Here is a 20,483-nt window from a genome sequence, read left to right on the forward strand (position 1 = left end):
GTTGCGTGGCGATGTGGGGTTACTTGCTGTACCAAGGCGTGATCGACCCGTTGGGCGGGATCAATACCTTGTGGCCGTTGTTTGGTATCTCCAACCAGATGCTCGCCGGTATCGCGCTGATGCTTGCTACCGTGGTTCTGATCAAAATGAAGCGCCAACGGTATATTTGGGTGCCTCTGGTGCCTGCGATGTGGCTGCTGATTTGCACCACCACCGCGGGCTACATCAAGCTGTTTGACCCAAGCCCGGCCGTTGGTTTCCTGGCCCTGGCGACTAAATACCGCGTGGCGCTGGACGCTGGTCAGGTGCTGGCCCCAGCCACCAGCATTGACCAGATGCAACACGTGATTTTCAACGCGTACACCAACGCGGTGCTCACCGGGTTGTTCCTGTTCGTGGTCTTCGCCATCCTGTTTTACGCGATCAAGGTCGGCGTAGCGGCGTGGGGCAGCAAAGAACGCACCGATAAAGAAGCACCTTTCCAGGCCATGCCATTGGGCACTGGCAAAGCGGGATACACCGGAGGCGCAACCAATGTTTAATGATTTGAGCCGTCTGGGCAAATACCTCGGTCAGGCCGCGCGCCTGATGGTGGGCATGCCCGACTATGACAACTACGTCGAGCACATGCAGCTGACGCACCCGGACAAGCCGATGATGAGCTACGAAGCGTTCTTTCGGGAGCGTCAGGAGGCGCGTTACGGCGGTAAAGCAGGCCCGAAGTGCTGCTGAATCGTTGAGGTGCTGTAGAGCTTGATCCAACGCGCCACGCCAGTCGTGGCGCGTTTTTATGTGTAGGAGTACCCATGACCGTTTCAACCCCTATTCCGGTGACCGTTCTGAGTGGCTTTCTCGGTGCGGGCAAGACCACGTTGTTGCGGCATCTGCTCAAGGCTGAGCACGGCCTGAAGATCGCTGTGATTGAAAACGAATTCAGCGACGCTGGCATCGACACGCAACTGCTCGGCACCGAGCCTGTGCAAGTAATGACACTGTCCAATGGCTGCGTGTGTTGCACGATTCACACCGACCTGACCAAAGCGCTGTTTCTGCTGCTTGAGCGCCTCGACAGCGGCGAAATCGCCTTCGACCGTCTGGTCATCGAATGCACCGGGCTCGCCGACCCTGCACCCGTAGCGCAGACCTTCTTCATCGATGAGGAATTGCGCGAGCGTTACATTCTCGACGGCATCATCACCTTGGTCGACGCGGCCCATGCCGAGCAGCACCTGGCCCAGACTATCGCCCAGGCACAGATTGGTTTTGCTGATCGGTTGTTGGTGAGCAAGCGTGATTTGGTGGACGATGCGACGTTCGAAGCCTTGAGCCAGCGCCTGACCCGGATCAACCGTCGCGCACCGATTCGTATCGTCGAACACGGAAAAATTGATCTGGCCGAACTGCTGGACGTACGCGGCTTTAACCTCAACGCTGACCTTGGCGTGATGAGCCTGCGCCCAGTGGCGCTTACCGGTCAGTCCATCGACCGCATCACCAGCCTGGTCCTGCGCAGCGACGCGCCGCTGGATATCGACAAGCTCAGCGAGTTCATGAACGCGCTGTTGGAAGACCACGGCAAACAACTGCTGCGCTACAAAGGCGTACTCAACATCGCCAACGAACCCCGGCGCATGGTGTTCCAGGGCGTACTGAAGTTGTATGGCTTTGATTGGGACACGGAGTGGGCAGAAGACGAAAAACGCGAGAGCGTCATCGTGTTCATTGCCGATGACTTGCCGGAAGAGAAGATTAGAGCGGGGTTTGAGCGGATAACGACAAACTAACCTGTAAGAGCCAACGTGTTGGCGAGGCGGCGTGTCTGATACACCGCTTCGCCAACACGTTGGCTCCTACAGTCAGTTTCGGTGAAGGGGCTTGTTAAGCGCCGTACACCGGCAACTTAGCGCAGATGACTTTTACTTTTTCACGAACGCTGTCGATCACGGCTTCGTTGCTCAGGTCAGCCAGGATGTCGCAGATCCAGCCAGCGAGTTCCTTGCATTCTGCTTCCTTGAAGCCACGGGTAGTGACTGCCGGGGTGCCGAAACGCAGGCCCGAGGTCACGAACGGGGAGCGTGGGTCGTTAGGTACCGAGTTCTTGTTCACGGTGATGAAAGCACGACCCAGTGCGGCGTCCGCGTCTTTGCCGGAGATGTCTTGCTTGATCAGTGACACCAGGAACAGGTGGTTTTCAGTGCCGCCGGAGACTACGTCGAAGCCGCGTTCAATGAACACGCCCGCCATGGCCTTGGCGTTTTTCACCACTTGTTGCTGGTAAGTCTTGAATTCAGGCTGCAGCGCTTCTTTGAAGCAAACGGCTTTGGCTGCGATTACGTGTTCCAGTGGGCCGCCTTGTGCGCCCGGGAATACCGCTGAGTTCAGCTTCTTTTCGATGTCGGCGTTGGCTTTGGCCAGGATCAAGCCGCCACGTGGACCGCGCAGGGTTTTGTGCGTGGTGGTGGTGACAACGTCAGCGTAAGGCACCGGGTTCGGGTAAACCCCCGCCGCTACCAGGCCGGCCACGTGAGCCATGTCAACGAACAGGTACGCGCCTACTTTGTCAGCGATGGCGCGGAAACGCGGGAAATCCAGAATCTGCGAGTAGGCAGAAAAACCCGCCACGATCATTTTCGGTTTGTGTTCAACGGCCAGGCGCTCGACTTCGTCGTAATCGATCAAGCCATTGCCATCAATGCCGTATTGCACCGCGTTGTACAGCTTGCCCGAAGAACTGACGCTGGCGCCGTGGGTCAAGTGGCCGCCGTGGGCCAGGCTCATGCCCAGAATGGTGTCGCCGGCTTGCAGCAGTGCCAGGTAAACCGCGCTGTTTGCTTGCGAGCCCGCGTGCGGCTGAACGTTGGCGTAATCGGCGCCGAACAGCTCTTTGGCGCGATCGATAGCCAGTTGTTCAACCACGTCGACGAACTCACAGCCGCCGTAGTAGCGCTTGCCTGGATAGCCTTCGGCGTACTTGTTGGTCAGCACCGAGCCTTGGGCTTCCATGACAGCAGGGCTGGTGTAGTTTTCCGAGGCGATCAGCTCGATGTGCTCTTCTTGGCGCTGAGCTTCTTGCTCCATCGCGGCGAAGAGATCGGCGTCGTACTTGGCAAGAGTCAAATCACGGCTGAACATGGCAGTCCTCAAGAATCGGGGCAGTAGAAAAAAGAGGAAGCATTCTACCCCATCAGGTTTTGTCTGGCATATGAAAGGGAGTCATGTGCAGGACAAGCGGCGTTCACGTCGGGTCGTGACCCGATTCTCTGTAGGCCCGCACCACTAATCAAACATGAAGAGGGCATCATTGCTGAATTGTGCTTCGAAGCGGGCGGGGGGCATGGGGCGGCCGAACAGGTAGCCCTGGACTTCGTCGCAGCCGTGCTCACGCAGAAATTCAAGCTGCTCATGGGTTTCCACGCCTTCGGCGATCACCGCCAGGTTAAGGCTGTGGGCCATGGCGATGATCGCCCGGGCGATTTGCGCGTCTTGCTCGCCTGACGGCAGGCCGTCAACGAAGGTGCGGTCGATTTTCAGCACGTCGATGGGAAACTGCTTCAGGTAGTTGAGGGAGGAATAACCGGTGCCGAAGTCATCGACGGCGATACTCAACCCCAGTTTTTTCAGCCCGTCGAGGATCAGCATGGCTTCATTGACTTCTCGCATCAGAATGCTTTCAGTCAGTTCCAGCTCCAGGCAGGCGGGGGACAGGCCGCTTTCGCTGAGAATCGTCGCAATGCGCGTGCCCAATTGGCCATCGGCAAATTGCCGTGCGGAAATGTTAACCGACACCTTCGGCACCCGCACCTTGGCTTGATGCCAGGCCTTGAGCTGGCGACAGGCCTCGGTCAGTACCCAGTCGCCTACTTCAACCACCAGCCCCAGCTCTTCAAGCACCGGGATGAACTCAACGGGCGGCACCAAACCACGCCGCGGATGACGCCAGCGCAACAGGGCTTCAGCGCCGGTTAAACGTTTGCCGTCGCCACTGAATTGCGGCTGGTAATACAGCGTGAACTCTTGCTGTTCGAGGGCATGCCGCAGGTCGCTTTCCAACTCAAGACGTTCAAGGGCGCTGGCGTTCATGTCGGCCTGGTAGAACTGGAAGTTATTTTTCCCACGTTCCTTAGCGTGATACATCGCCGTGTCAGCGTTTTTCATCAGCTGACTCAATTCATTGCCGTCTTGCGGGCTGAGCGCGATACCGATACTCGCGGTGACAAAAAACTCGCGGCCTTCCAGGACGAACGGAATCACCAGGCTACTCAATATCTGCTCGGCCACATGGATCGCGCGGTTTAACGCTATCTGCCGATTGGCGCCCGGTTGCAGCAGTAGCGTGAACTCATCGCCGCCCATGCGCGCCACGGTGTCGTCATCGTCCACGCAGCCCAGCAGCCGCGTGGCCATGTCTTTGAGCATACGGTCGCCGGCAGCATGGCCCAGGGAGTCGTTGATAGGTTTGAATCGGTCCAGGTCCAGGAACATCAACACCACCCACGCTTGCTGGCGCTCGGCCTGTTGCAACGCGGTGTGCAAACGGTCCTGGAATAGCGTGCGGTTTGGCAAGTGGGTCAACGCGTCGTAATACGCCAGGCGATGGATGCGTTGCTCGCTGGCCTTGCGTTCGCTGATGTCACTGAAGAAACACACGTAACTGGCTAAATCGCCTTCGTCGTCGAACACGGCGGTAATGCCGACCCACGCGGGGTAGTGCTCGCCACTGCGACGTTTGAGCCAGACTTCGCCTTCCCAGCTACCGCGTTGGTGAAGTTGTTTGAGGATATAGCGCAGGTGCGCTTCCTGCTGGTCGTCGACGGTCAACAAGGTCGGCAATTGATCAAGCACCTGCGCCACGGCATAACCACTGACGCGACTGAACGCGTCGTTGGCCTGGACGATGTAGCCGGCCGGGTCGGTGATCAAAATCGCCGACGTGGAATGTTCAAAAACCGTGGCGGCCATGCGCAGGTCTTTTTCCGCGCGACGCTGCTGGCTGATATCGCGGCCAACACCGAGAATCCCTTCGAATACGCCCCTGTCGTCCCAAACCAGTACCAGCCGCAGCTCGATGGGGATTTTTCGACCGTCGGCGCGCAGGCAATCAAACAGAAACAGCTGGGTCGGCAGGTCGGCCCGCAACATTGCCAGCGCATCGGGTTTGCCCAAGGCGTTGGTGACGCGTTCCAGCAACGAATACACGCCGACCAGTTGTTGTGGATTGGCAATGATCGATTGCCAGCCATTGTTGAGGATCCACTCTGCGCTATAGCCCATTACCGCATAGACCGAGGGGCTGACGTAGTTGGGCTTCAAGACGCTGTCGGTGGAGAAAATCACGTCGCTGATGCTTTCGGCCAGCATCCGATAACGCTGTTCACTGTCACGCAGGGACTCGCTGGCCGCTTGCTGCTCGGTGATGTCCTTGGCGACGCCGATGATCCGAGTGACCTGCAGGTCTTTGTCACGGGCCAACGCTTTTTCACGGATGTCGAAGCGCCGCCATTGGTTACGACTGTCACGAAAGCGCAGTTGACATTGCAGTTGCTCGACATGCCCGGTATGGCATTGTTGCGTGCGCATGTCGTTGTAAAACTCGGCATCGTCTGGATGGAGCAATATTTCCCAGAAGAATTCGCCCATTTCCTGCAGGTCTGACTTGCTGTAGCCCAGTGTCTGCCCAAGGTTATGGTTGCTGTAAATCATCCGTTGGCTGGGCAGCTCCTGTACATACAAATGATCTGGAACGGTGCGTACCACGTCCGACCAAAACCCTTCGCGCTCAATCAACGACAATTCGACGCGTTTGCGGCTACTGATATCTCGCAGGCTGATAATCACCGACAGATAGTCGGCGGGTTGCGTCGGAACGCGCAGGGTCAGCCATATATGCCGATCTTCGCCCTGGGCACTGGGAATCGGGATTTCCAGTTCCAGCGAGTTCTGTTTATTCAACACAGCGAGTATCAACTGTTGGCCAACGCCTGGCTGGCTTGCGGTCCCTGTCTTGAACAGTTGCACCCACGCCTGCGCCATGGACTCGACATTCAGCAAGTTCAGCGCTACCTGGTTAACCTCGGTAATCCGCAACTGTCGCAGCAGTGCCTGATACCGCAGCGGGTCTTTTTCCGCCAGGCGGTGCAGATCTTCAGCACTGTTTAAGTGCAGCAGTTCGAGCGCGTTTGGAAGTTCTGACAGGTCCAGTACGCAAAGCGCGACGTCAGTACCGTTGAAGATGCGCTGATAGCGGCGTTGGCTGTCATACAATTGCCGTCGCCGGCGGCGCATGCTCGCCAATGCCAACAACGGCAACAATGAGCACAACAATCCGATCAGGCACTTGGCTATCAGCGGCGGTAATAGGGCATCGCGAACGCTGCCGGCATCGAACAACCCACGCAGTTGCCAGTCGCTATTAACCAGCGCTGAAAGCAAGACGTTTTGAATCTCGCTATGGCGATCGGTGTTTAGCGAATTGTTGGCGGCGGCGTCATGGGCACTGACATCGTCGCGATACACGATTTGCTGGGACGAGATGTTTTCCAGTTGCCACTTGAGCGGGAAGTCCTGCGTTGTTGAATGGCTCAGCGTGGACAACATGTCCGGTGCAAGACGCAATATCCAATAACCTTTAATTTCTACACCGGGCTGGCGCACCAGCAGATAAATCTGCGCGCCGTCCGTCGCGTTCGTAAAGTAATAAGGCCGTCCCTGAATGCGCTGACTCAAGTGCGCTAAAAACACGGCATCCATTGGGCGCGTATCGCCACTGCTGGCATCCAGCACTTCGCCGTCAGTACCGAGCCATGCCACGCTGCGCAACGAAGGCAACGCTGCACGCAGACCTTGCAGCAGCGGGCCTTGTGGATCGATGGCTTGAGGCTGGAATTGCTGGCCGTCCAAAATGTTCAGTGCAGCCTGTGCACTGAGTGCCATGCTCAGGCTCAAACGGTCGGCTAGCAAAGCGCTGTAGTCGAGACTACGCTGGCGTTGGCGCTCCTGGCTCTGCTGGAACTGGTCCACTAATTGCCCTAGCAGCAGCGCGAGCATCAGCAGAACCAAAGCCGCCAGCCCACCCTTCAGTGAGCCGCGCAGAAGCGCCGCGGCCGCGCCGACAGGGCTATGCAGAGAAGATCTCGTAGGTGTCGGCAAGCGTTAATCCTGACGGCTGGGCTGTAACAGCGAATGCGAAATGCACTATATGCCGGACGCCCAAAGGGCGGCTAGCATGCCTTGAAGTGTGGCGAAGTGCCAGTCCCGTTGGGTGTTGCCTGCGCGGTTTGCCCTGTGGTGTGCATTCGGGTAGCTTTGCCCGACGTGCCGCGTAGTTCAATTCTTACAGTGGCGACTCCATAGCAAGCAAGTATTGATCCATATCCAGCCATAACAAGGTCGGCAATCGGCTTTCGGTCGGGTTACTGTTTCATTCAAGGCTGCATTCTGTCTGGCGGCAAGCGCCGCAGATAAATAAACTTCAATCGCTATTGTCGAGGCTCGCGCTAAGCTCGCACTCTATTCATCGTCACAGATCGGGTTTTCTTTCCATGGCTCAATACGTTTTCACCATGCATCGGCTGAGCAAAGTTGTGCCGCCGAAGCGGGAAATTTTAAAAAACATCTCTCTGTCGTTTTTCCCCGGGGCCAAAATCGGCGTACTGGGTTTGAACGGATCGGGTAAATCCACGTTGTTGAAAATCATGGCGGGTGTTGACACCGAATTCGACGGCGAAGCGCGTCCAATGCCGGAACTCAACATCGGTTATCTGCCCCAGGAACCTCAACTCGACCCGACCAAAACCGTGCGTGAAGTGGTCGAAGAGGCCGTCAGCGTGATCAAAAACGCGCAAACGCGTCTGGACGAGGTGTACGCCGAGTACGCTGATCCCGATGCGGATTTCGATAAGCTGGCGGCAGAACAGGCCAAGCTCGAAGCCATTTTGCAAGCCAGCGACGGTCACAACCTTGAGCGTCAACTGGAAGTCGCTGCCGATGCGCTGCGGCTGCCGGCGTGGGAAGCGAAAATCGAGCACCTGTCGGGTGGCGAAAAGCGCAGGGTAGCCCTGTGCCGCTTGCTGCTGTCTGCCCCAGACATGTTGCTGCTCGATGAACCGACCAACCACTTGGACGCTGACTCCGTTGCCTGGCTGGAGCATTTCCTGCACGATTTCCCCGGCACCGTGGTTGCGATCACCCACGATCGGTACTTCCTCGACAACGTTGCTGGCTGGATTCTCGAACTCGACCGCGGCGCAGGTATTCCGTACGAGGGCAACTATTCCGGCTGGCTTGAAGCCAAATCCGATCGACTGGCCCAGGAATCGAAGCAGCAGTCAGCCCATGAAAAGGCCATGAAGGACGAGCTGGAATGGGTCCGGAAGGGCGCCAAGGCGCGTCAGTCGAAATCCAAGGCGCGCTTGCAACGCTTTGAAGAGATGCAGTCGCAGGAATTTCAGAAGCGCAGCGAGACCAACGAAATCTATATCCCTGCCGGCCCACGCCTGGGCGACAAGGTTATTGAGTTCAAGAATGTCAGCAAAGGCTACGGCGACCGTGTGTTAATCGACAACTTGTCGTTCGCTATGCCTAAAGGCGCAATCGTCGGCGTAATCGGCGGTAACGGCGCCGGTAAATCGACCCTGTTCCGTATGCTGATGGGCAAGGAAACGCCTGATTCCGGCACCATCGAAGTCGGCGACACCGTGCAATTGGCCTGCGTCGACCAAAGCCGTGACGACCTCGACGGCAAGAAAACCGTATGGGAAATGGTTTCGGACGGTTCCGATCAGATCCGTATTGGTAGCTACGAGATTCCATCACGTACCTACGTCGGACGTTTCAACTTCAAAGGCGGCGATCAGCAGAAGTTCGTCAAGGACTTGTCCGGTGGCGAGCGCGGCCGTCTGCACTTGGCGTTGACCTTGAAAGAGGGCGCCAACGTTTTGCTGCTCGACGAACCGTCCAACGACCTTGACGTGGAAACCTTGCGTTCCCTTGAAGAAGCGCTGCTCGACTTCCCAGGCGCTGCCATTGTGATCTCTCACGATCGGTGGTTCCTGGATCGGGTTGCAACGCACATTCTGGCTTATGAGGATGACTCGCAAGCGATCTTCTTTGAAGGTAACTACACCGAGTACGAAGCCGACCGCAAAAAGCGTCTTGGCGATTCAGCGTCCCAGCCGCACCGGGTTCGTCACAAGAAACTGGCCTGATTGTCGCGGCTTCTGCAGAAGAGTGCATTTCTCTGCAGGAGCCAGGTTGTCGGCGATGTAAGCAGCGCGGCGGTTTGACAGCCCTACCGCGCCGCTAGCCTCGCCAGTTCAAGTTGGCTTCTATAGAGAGCTTACGCTTTCAAACATCCGCCTCAATCCGCACCACCTCAATCAACTGATCCCCCGCCGGGCGCTTCCACAGCACCTCATCGCCTACCGCTGCGCCGATTAATGCACGGCCCAAGGGTGATCCCCAGTTGACCAAGCCGCTGCTGGCATCAGCCTGATCCTCGCCGACCAGTTGCACCCGCTGTACGGTGTTGTCTTCGTCGGCAAACGTGACCCAACTACCGATCTGCACCTTATCGATGGACGTAGCGTGGGTGACTACTTGAGCGCTTTGCAGGCGTTGATTGAAATAACGCAGGTCACGCTCGATGTCGGCCTGGCGTTGTTTATCAGCCTGATCACCGCGAGCGGATTGCTCACTGTATTGCGCCTGCAGTTCTGCCACCCGCGCATGCAACTGCTCAAAACCGCGGGCGGTCAGGTAATTGGGCTGCTCGCTAACCCGCCGCTCCACCGGTTGGCTGACTTGGGCGGCGGCGTTATCTTCATTGACGAAAGCTCGGCTCATGGCGTTCTCTCCTCAGGTCTGAATCCGAATAAAGCCCCTCTGCAGGAGCCAATTTGTTGGCGAGGCGTCGTAGTTGGTGCGCCGCATAGGGCTCTTCGCCAACAAGTTGGCTCCTCCAGGGGGACTGGGTAATCTCAATCAATAGTGATACCACTTCATTTCCAGCATCACTTCGTTGACGGGGGAGGCCAGTTGACTGAATGCCCGTTGGGCGGTCAGGCGCAGGCCCAGGTTGCGGGACAATTCCCACTGCTGATTGAGACTCAGATTACGTCGCACCTCACCGTTAGTGAAGTAGTCACTTTTGACTTCCAGGCTCAGGTTGCCCAGAGGGTTGCGCCACAGCAGGCCGGTATCAAAGCCCGCAGCCGGGGACACCAGCGCGGAAAAATCGGTGTTGTGTTCAACCCGCACCGTGCCCAATGCGAAACCGAGCAGGTCATCGCCCAGTTGCCAGGTGCCACCCCCGCCGCCATTGACGTGGCTCACCAGCCGTTCAGCGTCATGCTTGCCCAACACTCGCTCCAGGCCACCGGTAACCTGCCACGACCAAGGCTTGAGCAATTCAGTGCGTGGCGTCAGCGAGCGAATAGTGGCGAGGTCGAGCTGCTGGACCTGCCAATGGTTGCCTTCGTACTCACGCACCTTAAGTTGCAGAATCTCAATCTGCGCACCCAGCGGAAAGCCATAAGCGTTGTCGTTCAGGTCGTGGTAGGCCATGCGCAGGCCATATTCGGCGAAGGCTTTACTGTCGCGGCTGCCCGCACCTAATTGCCACGTGCGCGACTCATGCCCATCTTCCGGCAGGCCGGGGCGGGCAATATCCAGCGCTGGTGGCGGGTTCTGGCTGATTGCGCGCAATAAGTCGAAGCTGCGCTGAGAGCGCTCGCTATCACGCTCTTGTCCGTTGGCGCGGTAGCGCTCCAAGCGGTAAGCGGCGTCTTGAATCAAGGCGCGGCGCTCTTTCGGCAGGCTCAGATAATCGCTGCGCTGTAGCTGCTTCTGATCAGCACTGACCAGCAACACCCATTGCTGCTCGTCAGCGTCCAACGGTGCCGCACGATTCAGCAACTCGCGCTCACGGGACGGCCGATAATCAATGTTCTCCACCATGCCAGCCTGTTTTACCGCGCGCACGGTGTCGGTAGGGATGGCCGTCAGCGGAAACAGCGTGGTCAGCTCGAGGCGAGGCCGTGCGACCTGAAGCAGCTCAAGCAAACGGTAGGAGCAGTTTTCATCGAAGAAAAAATAGCCGAAACGAATCTGTTTGAGCTCCCAGACATGCTCCACCATGCGCCCGGTTTCTTCCGGCGTCAGGTTGAGCCGGTATTCCCACAAATCGCGGTTTTCCAGGCTGCGGTACTCAGACAGCTTTTCTTGATAGGGCACCAGCGCGAACAGCCCCGGATACCCACCCATCAAGCCTTTCCAGGCATAAAGGATGCTGTTGTCCATGCCTTCGATGTACGCGCCGAAATTAATCGCATAGCTCAGCAGCGCGGTGTGGTCTTTTTGCACGTCGGCTTGGTCAATTCGCAACAGGGTATGGCCAAACATGGAGGACGGGCTGTTCAAATACGCCGCTGGGAAAATCAGTACGGTGCTGTCCGGCGCGATGTCGCTGTACCACTTTTTAAAATCGGTGCAGTCCACGGCGGGCAAATCTGTCAGGTGTAACTGATCACGCAGAAAGCGCGTACGCGCCGGGTAGACGCATTGTGCATGGAGGTTATGCGTCGCCGCGTCGCCGCTTACCGGCTTATAAATGGCCGCAAGGGTCGCGCTCAGTTCCGCTGCGGGGGCATGGGCACCGTTAGCGGCCAGGAAAAACCTGGGGTCGTCGACATAGCTGCGCCAGCCGCCTGTTTTGGCAGTGACGTAATGACCGAGGGCAATCCAAAGGGGGCTGTTCGCTAGTTGCTGCAAGCGATCATTGTCGACAGGTGGCGCGGCATACAGCGGGGCGCAGACAAAGAGCGCCACATAAGCAATGCGTTTGAGCATAGGGGGCAACTAGTCAGAATTAAGGATCAAGCGTTTCGCATCGAATCGAAGTTCCACCCCCTGCTTCCCAGTCAAAAGGGCAAGGGGCAGAACAATCAACCTTAAGCCTGGGTAGCGTATTTGGCCAGAACGGGATCGTTTTTCAGCACCGCCAGGGTGTTGGTATGAACATCGTCGGCGGTCGTGTCAGCCTTGCTGAAGATTTGTTGGAAGTGCTCGTGGGTGACAGCGGCGAAATGCGCACGGTCTTCTGGTGCAACGCCCAACACCACCGCATAGGTGGTCAACGCTTCACCCTGACCGACGGCCATGTCCTTCGATAGTTCATCCATCATGCCGTTCATGGCAATCCAGGACTTGCCGCCGTAAGTCAGTTGACCGTTAGTTGAGCAACCGTTAGTGCCAGACGTCATACCGAAAGTCGCGTTACCCGACGTTCCGTTTGTCGTCGACGCGAGGAAGTGCGCCGGTGTACCGCGCTGTCCCTCAAACAGCATGTTGCCCCAGCCGCAGTCCGGGCCACCGGGCGCCTGAGCCATTGCATTGAGAGATACCACGGTGAAAAGAGTACCGAGAAGAATCCGTTTCATAGCTTAATTCTCTTTTGTGTTCTATCAAAGGTCGGGTTCCTGGCCTAAACAACGCCAAGGCTAGCCAGATTTATTAACACCAGCTGCATAAATTGGAGTTTTGCCGCGATCCCAGGGTTCCGTGACCTTTTGCAAATTGTTAACTAAAAAGCAGCCTTTACGGCGTTGTGCCGGGGTACCGAGCTGCCGGAACATATTCACCGTCAGCGCGCCTTGCCAGCCGGGTGCGGCGAGCGCCAGAATGCCCCCATCTGCCCTGCCTGATGTAAGGATGTCCGATGCCCGATACTGTTGCTGCCAGCTTGCGACTTGCGCCTGAAGCGCTGACACGTCCTTTTTCCGCCGAACAGTTCGCCTTTACGACGACCAATGATCTGGAACCCTTCCGCGGTGTGCTCGGTCAGGAGCGAGCAGTAGAGGCCCTGCAATTCGGGGTCGCCATGCCGCGCCCCGGTTACAACGTATTTGTCATGGGCGAACCCGGCACTGGCCGGTTCTCGTTCGTTAAGCGCTACCTCAAGGCCGAGGGCAAGCGCATGCAAACCCCATCGGACTGGGTCTACGTCGCCAACTTCAACGAACCCCGGGAGCCGCGTGCGCTGGAACTGCCTTCTGGCAGCGCTGGCGCTTTCATCGCCGACATCAACAGCCTGATCGACAACTTGCTGGCCACGTTTCCGGCGGTGTTTGAACACCCGTCGTACCAGCAGAAAAAAAGTGCCATCGACCGCGCGTTCAATCAGCGCTACGACAAGGCGCTGGACGTAATCGAGCGCCTGGCACTGGAAAAGGACATCGCCCTTTACCGCGACAGCACCAACATTGCCTTTACGCCCATGAGCGAAGGTAAAGCACTGGATGAAGCCGAGTTTTCACAGTTGCCAGAAGCTGACCGTGAGCGCTTCCACGAGGATATCTCGGGCCTTGAAGAGCGCCTCAACGAAGAACTGGCCAGCCTGCCGCAATGGAAGCGTGAATCCAGCAACCAGATGCGTCAGTTGAACGAAGAAACCATCACCCTGGCCTTGCAACCGTTGTTGGCACCGTTGTCGCAGAAATATTCGGAAAACGCCGGGGTTTGCGCTTTTTTGCAGGGTGTTCAGGTGTACCTGCTAAAAACGGTCGTCGAGCAATTGGTCGATGACAGCAAAACCGACGCCGAGGCGCGCAAGTTGCTCGAAGAGCAATACTGCCCGAGCCTGGTCGTCGGTCATCCGAACAATGCTGGCGCTCCGGTGGTATTTGAGCCGCACCCTACGTACGACAATCTGTTTGGCCGTATCGAGTACAGCACTGATCAGGGCGCGCTTTATACGACGTATCGGCAGTTGCGTCCCGGTGCCCTGCATCGGGCCAATGGCGGTTTTCTGGTGCTGGAAGCCGAGAAGATGCTCAGTGAGCCGTTTGTTTGGGATGCGCTGAAGCGTGCCCTGCAATCACGCAAACTGAAAATGGAATCGCCCCTCGGCGAATTGGGTCGTTTGGCGACCGTGACCTTGACCCCGCAAGTCATCCCGCTGCAGGTCAAGGTCATCATCATCGGCGCGCGTTCACTGTATTACACCCTGCAGGACCTTGATCCGGACTTCCAGGAGATGTTCCGGGTACTGGTGGACTTCGATGAAGACATCCCCATGGTCGACGAAAGCCTGGAGCAGTTCGCCCAATTGCTGAAAACCCGTACTTCGGAAGAGGGCATGGCGCCGCTGACAGCGGATGCTGTGGCACGCCTGGCGACTTACAGCGCTCGACTGGCCGAGCACCAGGGGCGCTTGTCAGCGCGTATCGGCGACTTGTTTCAACTGGTCAGCGAGGCGGATTTCATTCGTCAACTGGCCAATGACGACAAGACCGATGCCGGGCATATCGAACGTGCGCTCAAGGCGAAAGCCACGCGCACCGGTCGGGTGTCCGCACGGATTCTCGATGACATGCTCGCCGGCATTATCCTCATCGACACCGATGGCGCCGCCGTCGGCAAATGCAACGGGCTGACGGTATTGGAAGTGGGTGACTCTGCTTTCGGCGTCCCTGCGCGAATTTCAGCGACGGTGTATCCGGGTGGCAGCGGCATTGTCGACATCGAGCGTGAGGTTAATCTGGGTCAGCCCATTCATTCCAAGGGCGTGATGATCCTCACCGGTTACCTGGGCAGCCGTTACGCACAGGAATTCCCACTGGCGATTTCCGCAAGCATCGCGCTGGAACAGTCTTACGGTTATGTGGACGGTGACAGTGCATCATTAGGCGAAGCCTGCACGCTGATCTCGGCGCTGTCGAAAACCCCGCTCAAGCAGTGTTTCGCCATTACCGGGTCGATCAACCAGTTCGGCGAAGTGCAGGCGGTAGGTGGGGTCAACGAGAAAATCGAAGGTTTCTTCCGGTTGTGCGAAGCGCGCGGGCTGACCGGCGAACAAGGCGCCATCATCCCCCATGCTAACGTTGCCACGTTGATGCTTGACGAGCGGGTGTTGCAAGCGGTGCGCAATGGGCAGTTCCATGTGTACGCCGTGCGCCAGGCCGATGAAGCGTTAAGCCTGTTGGTGGGCGAACCCGCAGGCGCGCCTAACGAAAAGGGCCAGTTTCCGGAAGGCAGCGTCAATGCTCGAGTGGTTGAGCGTCTGCGCGACATCGCCGAAATGCTCAGCGATGAAGACTTCAGGGAAGAGCTGGAAAAAGAGCCGGCGCAGCTGCAACCTGAGCTGAAAGCCTTGGCCAAAAAGAAGAAATAGATAGCAGGGCGTCGACGGGTTGACATGACCATTCGGCGCCCCGTTGCTTTTCAGACTTTTAGAATTCGGTTTTTCTTCTATTCTGGAGCAACACCACAGTTGTCAAAAGGATTGACGCGCGCCTCCATCGGTCCTGAGGCGTGAACACTGTAGCCAACAAGGAGCTCGCCATGTCGCGCAGCCTCTGTCTTACCCGCCAATGCCTGGGCCTGGTTACCCGTATCGAATGTGTGATCCGCCCTCTCTCTGGAGATAACGGCCTTTGGACGTTACTGTTCGCCGCCGGAATGTCCGGTGAACAACCCTCTGCTCTTAAAGCCCAAGGTCCTTTTCACGGACCCCTTGCCGCCGAATCGGTATTGATGGCCATCGCTGAAAGCCTTGCACTGCATGGCTATCAAGTGGCCGAGGATGTGCCGATCTGGCAGCTGCATCTACAAGGTGAACTGCGCCGCATAAACGGCGACAGCTCGCGTTGTCAGCGCTCGTCACCCTTTTAGCTGGCCGTAGGCGACGAGGTTGTTACTCGTCGTCATCATCAGGGTCGGCCGAGGATTTTTGTTCCAGGTGCTCAAGACTGGCGGCGCTCGGCTTGTCGAGTTTTACCTTGAAGTCGTATTTCACCTGCTTCAGATCGGTGCGCTGATAGGCCTCAAAAAGAGTCGGTTCGCCGTAGAAGTAGTGCACGTCGAACATGGCGTCGCTGTATTGCGACGCTTGGTGACTGACGGCAAGAATTTCTTTCAGGTACTTACCCGTATTGTCTTTGGCATAAAAGCGCCATTTGTCATTGGCAAATGTTGCCATATCCACCACCAGCGCGTTGCCTTTGAGCGACAAGCCTTTTGGCAGTTGGGCGGCGTCCAGAAAGCTTTTCTCAATGGTGGCGAAGTACAGTGGCACGCTGCCGGATGCGTAAGCCGGTAATTGTGGGAATTGCGTCAGGTCGTAACTGATATAGCTTTGGGCGACATCAAACGCGTAAGAGTCCAGCGGCAAGTCAATCCGGCCACCTGGCTTGTCGTCGGCGCCCTGGGCATAGAACGTAATGGGGACAGGGGTTTCGTCCGCAGCCGGTGCTGACCCAAGCAGCTCATCGTTGAAGGTCTGAGGATGGCTGAACTCGATTCTCGCGTCTTCAATATTCTCCACGTCCTGGCGCACGACGACGGATTTTTTGAAGTGTTCTTCATCCATGTCGTAGGTGCTGAGAAAATCTGCCGCCTGAGTGTCGTGTACCACGACGGGCAATAGCAGTGGCTGCACCTGCGGACCAAAGGTGTGCTCGTCGAATTGCCGCACCGGAACACTTAACTCAGTTTTGCTGATCTTGGTCTGGGAGTAATCGAACACGCTGACTTCAACCTTATCCACTACCCCGTTGAAAAACACTTTGGCGTAATGGGTTTTGCGCTGCTGATTAAACACATGCAAGTCGGCGATGAGTTGTGCCTGAAATTCGGGACTGAGTTGTTTTTGATCCATCAACGCCGCGAGTCTTTTCTCATAAAAGGCCACTTGAGCCGCGTTTTGTGTGATGCCTGCCGCTTGCGTCAGGTAATGCCCGGTGTTGTCCTGGGCCTGGACGATCAATGGGGTGAGTTGTTCATCTACCAACTCGTCTGGGAGGTCGGCACTGTTTTGTATCTCAACTTCAGCAATGTTCTTTTCCAGACTCAATAACGTGACGCTTATATTGTCATCCGTCTTCTTCGCGCCGACGTCTTTCTTCGACAGCTCGAAGCTGCTGATTTTACGTGGCGTTACGACCTGAATTTCGCCGTTCAGGGTGACTGGTTTCGGCTTGTCCTTCTCGCTGGGTGGCAGCGCGTCATCTTTGTAGGGGTAGATCAACTCAAGATCATTGGAGGCCGTTTCGCTATCGACGGCGGGCGCCAATTGAATATCAGTAGATTCTTCGTCACGGTCTTTGGCAAAAGGGACAACGTGTTGGTTGTCGAGAGTGACCGATTGCCAGTCGACGTTGTGGGGAAAAGGAAATTCATCCGGGGCGCGAAATGAGAATGGGAAGACTGGTTCCAGGGTGGTCAGGAAGTCAGAGTCAGACGGCTTGCGCTGTATGAACAATCCGTTGATGTAGGTATCGGTTACCGCTTGAGCGTTCGGATAGTCCTTCAGTAGCGCCAGGCCGTCCTCGCCGTACTCCGTTTCCACTGGCCTGGTTTTCATCTCGAGAGCGGTTCGCTCAATCATTAGCAGGGAACCGCCAAGGTTGGTAACGGCTTCTTTCAGTTTAGGGTCCTGAATGGCATCGAGTTTTTTCTCGAACTGATCGGTTTTAGCCTTGAGCGCGGCTTCTTGCTGATCATCGGTCTTGTCGAAACAGCCACTCAGCAGCAGCGTAAGCGCCAGCGCGAGGCCAGTTAGCGGGAATCTGAATTCCATTCACAGTGTTCCTGTCAGGTGGAGGGCAGCGATAGCCCGAACCGGATCGCTCACGTACGTCGCAGTTGATGTTTGCCGAAGCTCCGAAGTGTAGGGCACGGGGCAGTGAGTGGCAAAACCCTGCGCCTGCGCTCGGTGCCATTCTTCAACTGTGCTAGGCTGCTCGGCCTTTTAGTTCGGGGCGTCTTCTGACGCTCCTTAGCGGAGCAGTGTTATGTCCGAAGTAAATCTGTCCACCGACGAAACCCGCGTCAGCTACGGTATCGGCCGTCAACTGGGCGACCAACTGCGCGAAAATCCGCCACCGGGCATCGACCTGGATGCGATCCTGGCGGGTCTGAACGACGCGTTCCACGGCAAAGAAAGCCGTGTTGGCCAAGAGCAAATGGCTGCCAGTTTCAAAGTCATTCGCGAAATCATGCAAGCAGAAGCAGCAAGCAAGGCTGAAGTAGCAGCGGGCGCTGGTCTGGCTTACCTGGCTGAGAATGGCCAGCGCGAAGGCGTGACCACCTTGGCTTCCGGCCTGCAATTCGAAGTACTGACCGTAGGCGAGGGCGCTCAGCCGTCCCGCGAAGATCAGGTACGTACCCATTACCACGGCACGCTGATCGACGGCACTGTGTTCGACAGCTCTTATGATCGTGGTGAACCTGCTGAATTCCCGGTCGGCGGCGTTATTCCCGGTTGGACCGAAGCATTGCAACTGATGAAAGCCGGTAGCAAATGGCGTTTGCACGTTCCAAGTGAGCTGGCTTATGGCGCGCAAGGCGTTGGCAGCATTCCGCCGCACAGCGTTCTGGTGTTTGACGTCGAGTTGTTGGACGTTCTGTAACCAGCGCTTTCAGGCTGATAATTGCTGAGCGGATCGTCCAGATTCGTTCAGCAGGCTGGGCATGGCGTGTTAACGTCATGCTCAATGCAGCTCGCTCGCAGGCCGTAGCGCCCGGGCGTAGCAGAACAAAAAAAGATTACGCACCGTCTCTTTCAGCACGCCCGGTTCAGTAGAACTCAGGTCCGTGACATCCAGATCGCCCTGATCACGTAACTCACCCAGCGCCTCTTCCTCTAGCACGACACAAACTTCTCCGGTTTCACGGTGAAGAATTCGCAGGTATGGGTGCGGGCGGTCCAGCCATGCATCGATCAAATAGGTCATGTCTCATCTCCTTGAGGGAATTAATGAGAATAATTCTTATTTCGATAATAGCAAGGGACTGTTGGTTATTTCGTCGGAAGAGGGCGGGGTGAATCGAATCACCTTTGTGGGAGCCATTGTTGGCGATACAGGCAACGCGGTTTCCGAAGAACCGGGGTTGCTGAAATCGCCAACAAGTTGGCTCATACAGGGTGATGTGTTTTGTCAGTGAGTCCGGGCTACCGCAAATTCACTCAGCTCAATCAGCGCATCGCGGTATTCGCTCGCGGGCAGCACGTCGAGGCAGGCAATGGCCTTGGCGACGTAATCACGGGCCAACTGTGCGGTGTAGTCCAGAGCGCCGGCGTTTTCAACGGCTTCGCGAATGCTTTCGAGGTCTTCGAGGCCGCCTTTCTGAATTGCCTGGCGTACCAGGGCAGCCTGTTCCGGCGTGCCCTCACGCATGGTGTAGATCAACGGCAGGGTAGGTTTGCCCTCGGCCAGGTCATCGCCAACGTTTTTGCCCAGCGTTTCCGCGTCGCCGCGGTAATCCAGCAAGTCATCGACCAACTGAAAGGCAACGCCAAGGTGGTCGCCGAAGGTACGCAGGGCTTCGCTCTGCTCGAACGGGGCTTCGCACAAGGCGGCTGCGCTATGGGTCGAGGCTTCAAACAGCATGGCTGTTTTGCCGCGAATCACTTCCATGTAGGTTTCTTCCGTGGTGCTGGCGTCGCGAATTTTCGACAACTGCAGCACTTCGCCTTCGGCAATGACCCGGGTGGCCTTGGACAGGATTTTCATCACCGGCATGGAGCCCAGTTCGACCATCATCTCGAAGGACCGCGAGTACAGGAAGTCACCCACCAATACGCTGGGCGCGTTGCCCCATAAAGCGTTGGCAGTGGAGCGGCCACGGCGCATGCCAGACATGTCCACGACGTCGTCGTGCAGCAAGGTTGCGGTATGCAGGAACTCGATGGTCGCCGCCAGCAGGCGCAGATCGTCGCCTTCGCGACCGAGTGCCTTGCCACACAGCAATACCAATAAAGGACGCAGACGCTTACCGCCAGCCGATGTAATGTAGTCGCCGATTTTAGACACCAGCGGTACACGCGAAGTCAGCTGCTGCTTGATGATGACGTCAACGGCACTAAAGTCGTCCGCCACCGCGCGGTAGAAAGCTTGGGGTTGCATCAGCGACAGGCGCTCCAGTAGGGTTGCGCGGCATGCTAGGTGCAGGGCCGGAACCTGTCAAGGTATGCCGTTTCGGCACTTGCATCACGTTAGCGCCTTGCGTACAATCGCGCACCCTAACTTTCCTGGGCAGCACCTGCCTTACGCAATTGCAACGGGCCGTTCCAGCCCTACGCAGCCATGCCAGCCAATACTCTACTTATAAAGCGCTGGGTGAGCAGGATTAACGGAGAAATACCATGTACGCAGTAATTGTTACCGGTGGCAAGCAGTACAAAGTCGCCCCGGGCGAATACCTGAAGATCGAAAAGCTCGAAATCGCTACCGGCGAATCCGTGACTTTTGATCGTGTTTTGTTGATCGGCGACGGCGAAGAGCTCAGCATCGGCGCTCCTGTCGTTGTTGGCGCAACTGTTGTTGCTGAAGTGATCTCCCAAGGTCGCCACGATAAAATCCGCATCATCAAGTTCCGTCGTCGTAAGCACCACATGAAGCGTATGGGCCACCGCCAGTGGTACACCGAGATCAAAATCACCGGTATTCAGGCTTAATTCAGCCTAATCCTCTATTTGGAGTATTGAA

At 57.0% G+C, this 20,483-nt stretch carries 16 protein-coding genes; 8 read left to right on the forward strand and 8 right to left on the reverse strand.

Annotated features, from left to right (window positions below; genetic code table 11):
• The 3 genes from JWR17_RS18855 to yjiA all read left to right on the forward strand — a co-directional run.
• On the forward strand, positions 1 to 542 hold a 542-nt coding region (locus JWR17_RS18855), incomplete at its 5' end, for a carbon starvation CstA 5TM domain-containing protein (protein ID WP_299833613.1).
• Complete coding sequence (locus JWR17_RS18860) at positions 535 to 732, forward strand: YbdD/YjiX family protein (RefSeq protein ID WP_299833615.1); 198 nt, start codon at positions 535 to 537, stop codon at positions 730 to 732. The genes JWR17_RS18855 and JWR17_RS18860, both read left to right, overlap by 8 nt.
• A 74-nt stretch (positions 733 to 806) precedes the next feature.
• Entirely contained in the window at positions 807 to 1,784 is a 978-nt protein-coding gene (gene yjiA / locus JWR17_RS18865; protein ID WP_299833617.1) for a GTPase, read from the forward strand.
• 94 nt (positions 1,785 to 1,878) lie between these two features.
• Here yjiA and glyA read toward each other — a convergent pair whose 3' ends face one another.
• Together glyA and JWR17_RS18875 are read right to left on the reverse strand one after the other, a co-directional pair.
• On the reverse strand, positions 1,879 to 3,132 hold the full coding sequence (gene glyA, locus JWR17_RS18870; protein ID WP_299833620.1) for a serine hydroxymethyltransferase: 1,254 nt from the start codon (positions 3,130 to 3,132) through the stop codon (positions 1,879 to 1,881).
• Positions 3,133 to 3,276: 144 nt separating this feature from the next.
• Positions 3,277 to 7,044, reverse strand: a complete 3,768-nt coding sequence (locus JWR17_RS18875) for a bifunctional diguanylate cyclase/phosphodiesterase (RefSeq protein ID WP_299833642.1) — start codon at positions 7,042 to 7,044, stop codon at positions 3,277 to 3,279.
• A gap of 494 nt (positions 7,045 to 7,538) precedes the next feature.
• On the opposite strand from JWR17_RS18875, the gene ettA reads away from it, so the two are divergent.
• Positions 7,539 to 9,203: an energy-dependent translational throttle protein EttA gene (gene ettA / locus JWR17_RS18880; protein WP_299833623.1), complete on the forward strand. Its 1,665-nt coding sequence runs from the start codon at positions 7,539 to 7,541 to the stop codon at positions 9,201 to 9,203.
• A 139-nt stretch (positions 9,204 to 9,342) separates the two neighbouring features.
• Here ettA and JWR17_RS18885 read toward each other — a convergent pair whose 3' ends face one another.
• From JWR17_RS18885 to JWR17_RS18895, 3 genes are all read right to left on the reverse strand, one after another.
• Complete coding sequence (locus JWR17_RS18885) at positions 9,343 to 9,840, reverse strand: GreA/GreB family elongation factor (RefSeq protein WP_299833625.1); 498 nt, start codon at positions 9,838 to 9,840, stop codon at positions 9,343 to 9,345.
• A 138-nt stretch (positions 9,841 to 9,978) separates the two neighbouring features.
• Positions 9,979 to 11,844: a DUF4105 domain-containing protein gene (locus JWR17_RS18890; RefSeq protein WP_299833627.1), complete on the reverse strand. Its 1,866-nt coding sequence runs from the start codon at positions 11,842 to 11,844 to the stop codon at positions 9,979 to 9,981.
• A gap of 101 nt (positions 11,845 to 11,945) precedes the next feature.
• Positions 11,946 to 12,434 carry a DUF3015 domain-containing protein gene (locus tag JWR17_RS18895; protein WP_299833629.1) on the reverse strand — a complete coding sequence of 163 codons (489 nt, stop codon included), beginning with the start codon at positions 12,432 to 12,434 and terminating at the stop codon, positions 11,946 to 11,948.
• Between the two features lie 278 nt (positions 12,435 to 12,712).
• Here JWR17_RS18895 and JWR17_RS18900 point away from each other — a divergent pair, with 278 nt between their 5' ends.
• Both JWR17_RS18900 and JWR17_RS18905 read left to right on the forward strand, forming a co-directional pair.
• Positions 12,713 to 15,166, forward strand: coding sequence for a Lon protease family protein (locus tag JWR17_RS18900; RefSeq protein WP_299833630.1), 2,454 nt, complete (start codon positions 12,713 to 12,715; stop codon positions 15,164 to 15,166).
• 170 nt (positions 15,167 to 15,336) lie between these two features.
• Positions 15,337 to 15,666 carry a hypothetical protein gene (locus JWR17_RS18905; RefSeq protein ID WP_299833631.1) on the forward strand — a complete coding sequence of 110 codons (330 nt, stop codon included), beginning with the start codon at positions 15,337 to 15,339 and terminating at the stop codon, positions 15,664 to 15,666.
• Positions 15,667 to 15,688: 22 nt separating this feature from the next.
• Here JWR17_RS18905 and JWR17_RS18910 read toward each other — a convergent pair whose 3' ends face one another.
• On the reverse strand, positions 15,689 to 17,572 hold the full coding sequence (locus JWR17_RS18910; RefSeq protein ID WP_299833633.1) for a hypothetical protein: 1,884 nt from the start codon (positions 17,570 to 17,572) through the stop codon (positions 15,689 to 15,691).
• 214 nt (positions 17,573 to 17,786) lie between these two features.
• On the opposite strand from JWR17_RS18910, the gene JWR17_RS18915 reads away from it, so the two are divergent.
• The gene (locus JWR17_RS18915; RefSeq protein ID WP_299833635.1) at positions 17,787 to 18,404 is read left to right on the forward strand and encodes an FKBP-type peptidyl-prolyl cis-trans isomerase; all 618 of its coding nucleotides are present in this window, start codon (positions 17,787 to 17,789) and stop codon (positions 18,402 to 18,404) included.
• 81 nt (positions 18,405 to 18,485) lie between these two features.
• On the opposite strand, the gene JWR17_RS18920 is transcribed toward JWR17_RS18915, so the two are convergent.
• Positions 18,486 to 18,728: a hypothetical protein gene (locus JWR17_RS18920; protein ID WP_299833637.1), complete on the reverse strand. Its 243-nt coding sequence runs from the start codon at positions 18,726 to 18,728 to the stop codon at positions 18,486 to 18,488.
• A gap of 204 nt (positions 18,729 to 18,932) precedes the next feature.
• On the reverse strand, positions 18,933 to 19,901 hold the full coding sequence (locus tag JWR17_RS18925) for a polyprenyl synthetase family protein (protein WP_299833639.1): 969 nt from the start codon (positions 19,899 to 19,901) through the stop codon (positions 18,933 to 18,935).
• Between the two features lie 239 nt (positions 19,902 to 20,140).
• On the opposite strand from JWR17_RS18925, the gene rplU reads away from it, so the two are divergent.
• Positions 20,141 to 20,452 carry a 50S ribosomal protein L21 gene (gene rplU / locus JWR17_RS18930; RefSeq protein WP_297836649.1) on the forward strand — a complete coding sequence of 104 codons (312 nt, stop codon included), beginning with the start codon at positions 20,141 to 20,143 and terminating at the stop codon, positions 20,450 to 20,452.
• The last annotated feature ends 31 nt before the right edge of the window (positions 20,453 to 20,483 follow it).

Origin of the sequence: Pseudomonas sp. (assembly GCF_028293835.1) — a bacterium.
GTDB lineage: Bacteria > Pseudomonadota > Gammaproteobacteria > Pseudomonadales > Pseudomonadaceae > Aquipseudomonas.

Excerpts from the sequence above, each read along its gene's own strand:
- JWR17_RS18860 (WP_299833615.1), top strand. The coding sequence starts at position 535 with ATGTTTAATGATTTGAGCCGTCTGGGCAAATACCTCGGTCAGGCCGCG.
- yjiA (WP_299833617.1), top strand. The coding sequence starts at position 807 with ATGACCGTTTCAACCCCTATTCCGGTGACCGTTCTGAGTGGCTTTCTC.
- glyA (WP_299833620.1), bottom strand. The coding sequence starts at position 3,132 with ATGTTCAGCCGTGATTTGACTCTTGCCAAGTACGACGCCGATCTCTTC.
- JWR17_RS18875 (WP_299833642.1), bottom strand. The coding sequence starts at position 7,044 with ATGCTCGCGCTGCTGCTAGGGCAATTAGTGGACCAGTTCCAGCAGAGC.
- ettA (WP_299833623.1), top strand. The coding sequence starts at position 7,539 with ATGGCTCAATACGTTTTCACCATGCATCGGCTGAGCAAAGTTGTGCCG.
- JWR17_RS18885 (WP_299833625.1), bottom strand. The coding sequence starts at position 9,840 with ATGAGCCGAGCTTTCGTCAATGAAGATAACGCCGCCGCCCAAGTCAGC.
- JWR17_RS18890 (WP_299833627.1), bottom strand. The coding sequence starts at position 11,844 with ATGCTCAAACGCATTGCTTATGTGGCGCTCTTTGTCTGCGCCCCGCTG.
- JWR17_RS18895 (WP_299833629.1), bottom strand. The coding sequence starts at position 12,434 with ATGAAACGGATTCTTCTCGGTACTCTTTTCACCGTGGTATCTCTCAAT.
- JWR17_RS18900 (WP_299833630.1), top strand. The coding sequence starts at position 12,713 with ATGCCCGATACTGTTGCTGCCAGCTTGCGACTTGCGCCTGAAGCGCTG.
- JWR17_RS18905 (WP_299833631.1), top strand. The coding sequence starts at position 15,337 with ATGTCGCGCAGCCTCTGTCTTACCCGCCAATGCCTGGGCCTGGTTACC.
- JWR17_RS18910 (WP_299833633.1), bottom strand. The coding sequence starts at position 17,572 with ATGGAATTCAGATTCCCGCTAACTGGCCTCGCGCTGGCGCTTACGCTG.
- JWR17_RS18915 (WP_299833635.1), top strand. The coding sequence starts at position 17,787 with ATGTCCGAAGTAAATCTGTCCACCGACGAAACCCGCGTCAGCTACGGT.
- JWR17_RS18920 (WP_299833637.1), bottom strand. The coding sequence starts at position 18,728 with ATGACCTATTTGATCGATGCATGGCTGGACCGCCCGCACCCATACCTG.
- JWR17_RS18925 (WP_299833639.1), bottom strand. The coding sequence starts at position 19,901 with ATGCAACCCCAAGCTTTCTACCGCGCGGTGGCGGACGACTTTAGTGCC.
- rplU (WP_297836649.1), top strand. The coding sequence starts at position 20,141 with ATGTACGCAGTAATTGTTACCGGTGGCAAGCAGTACAAAGTCGCCCCG.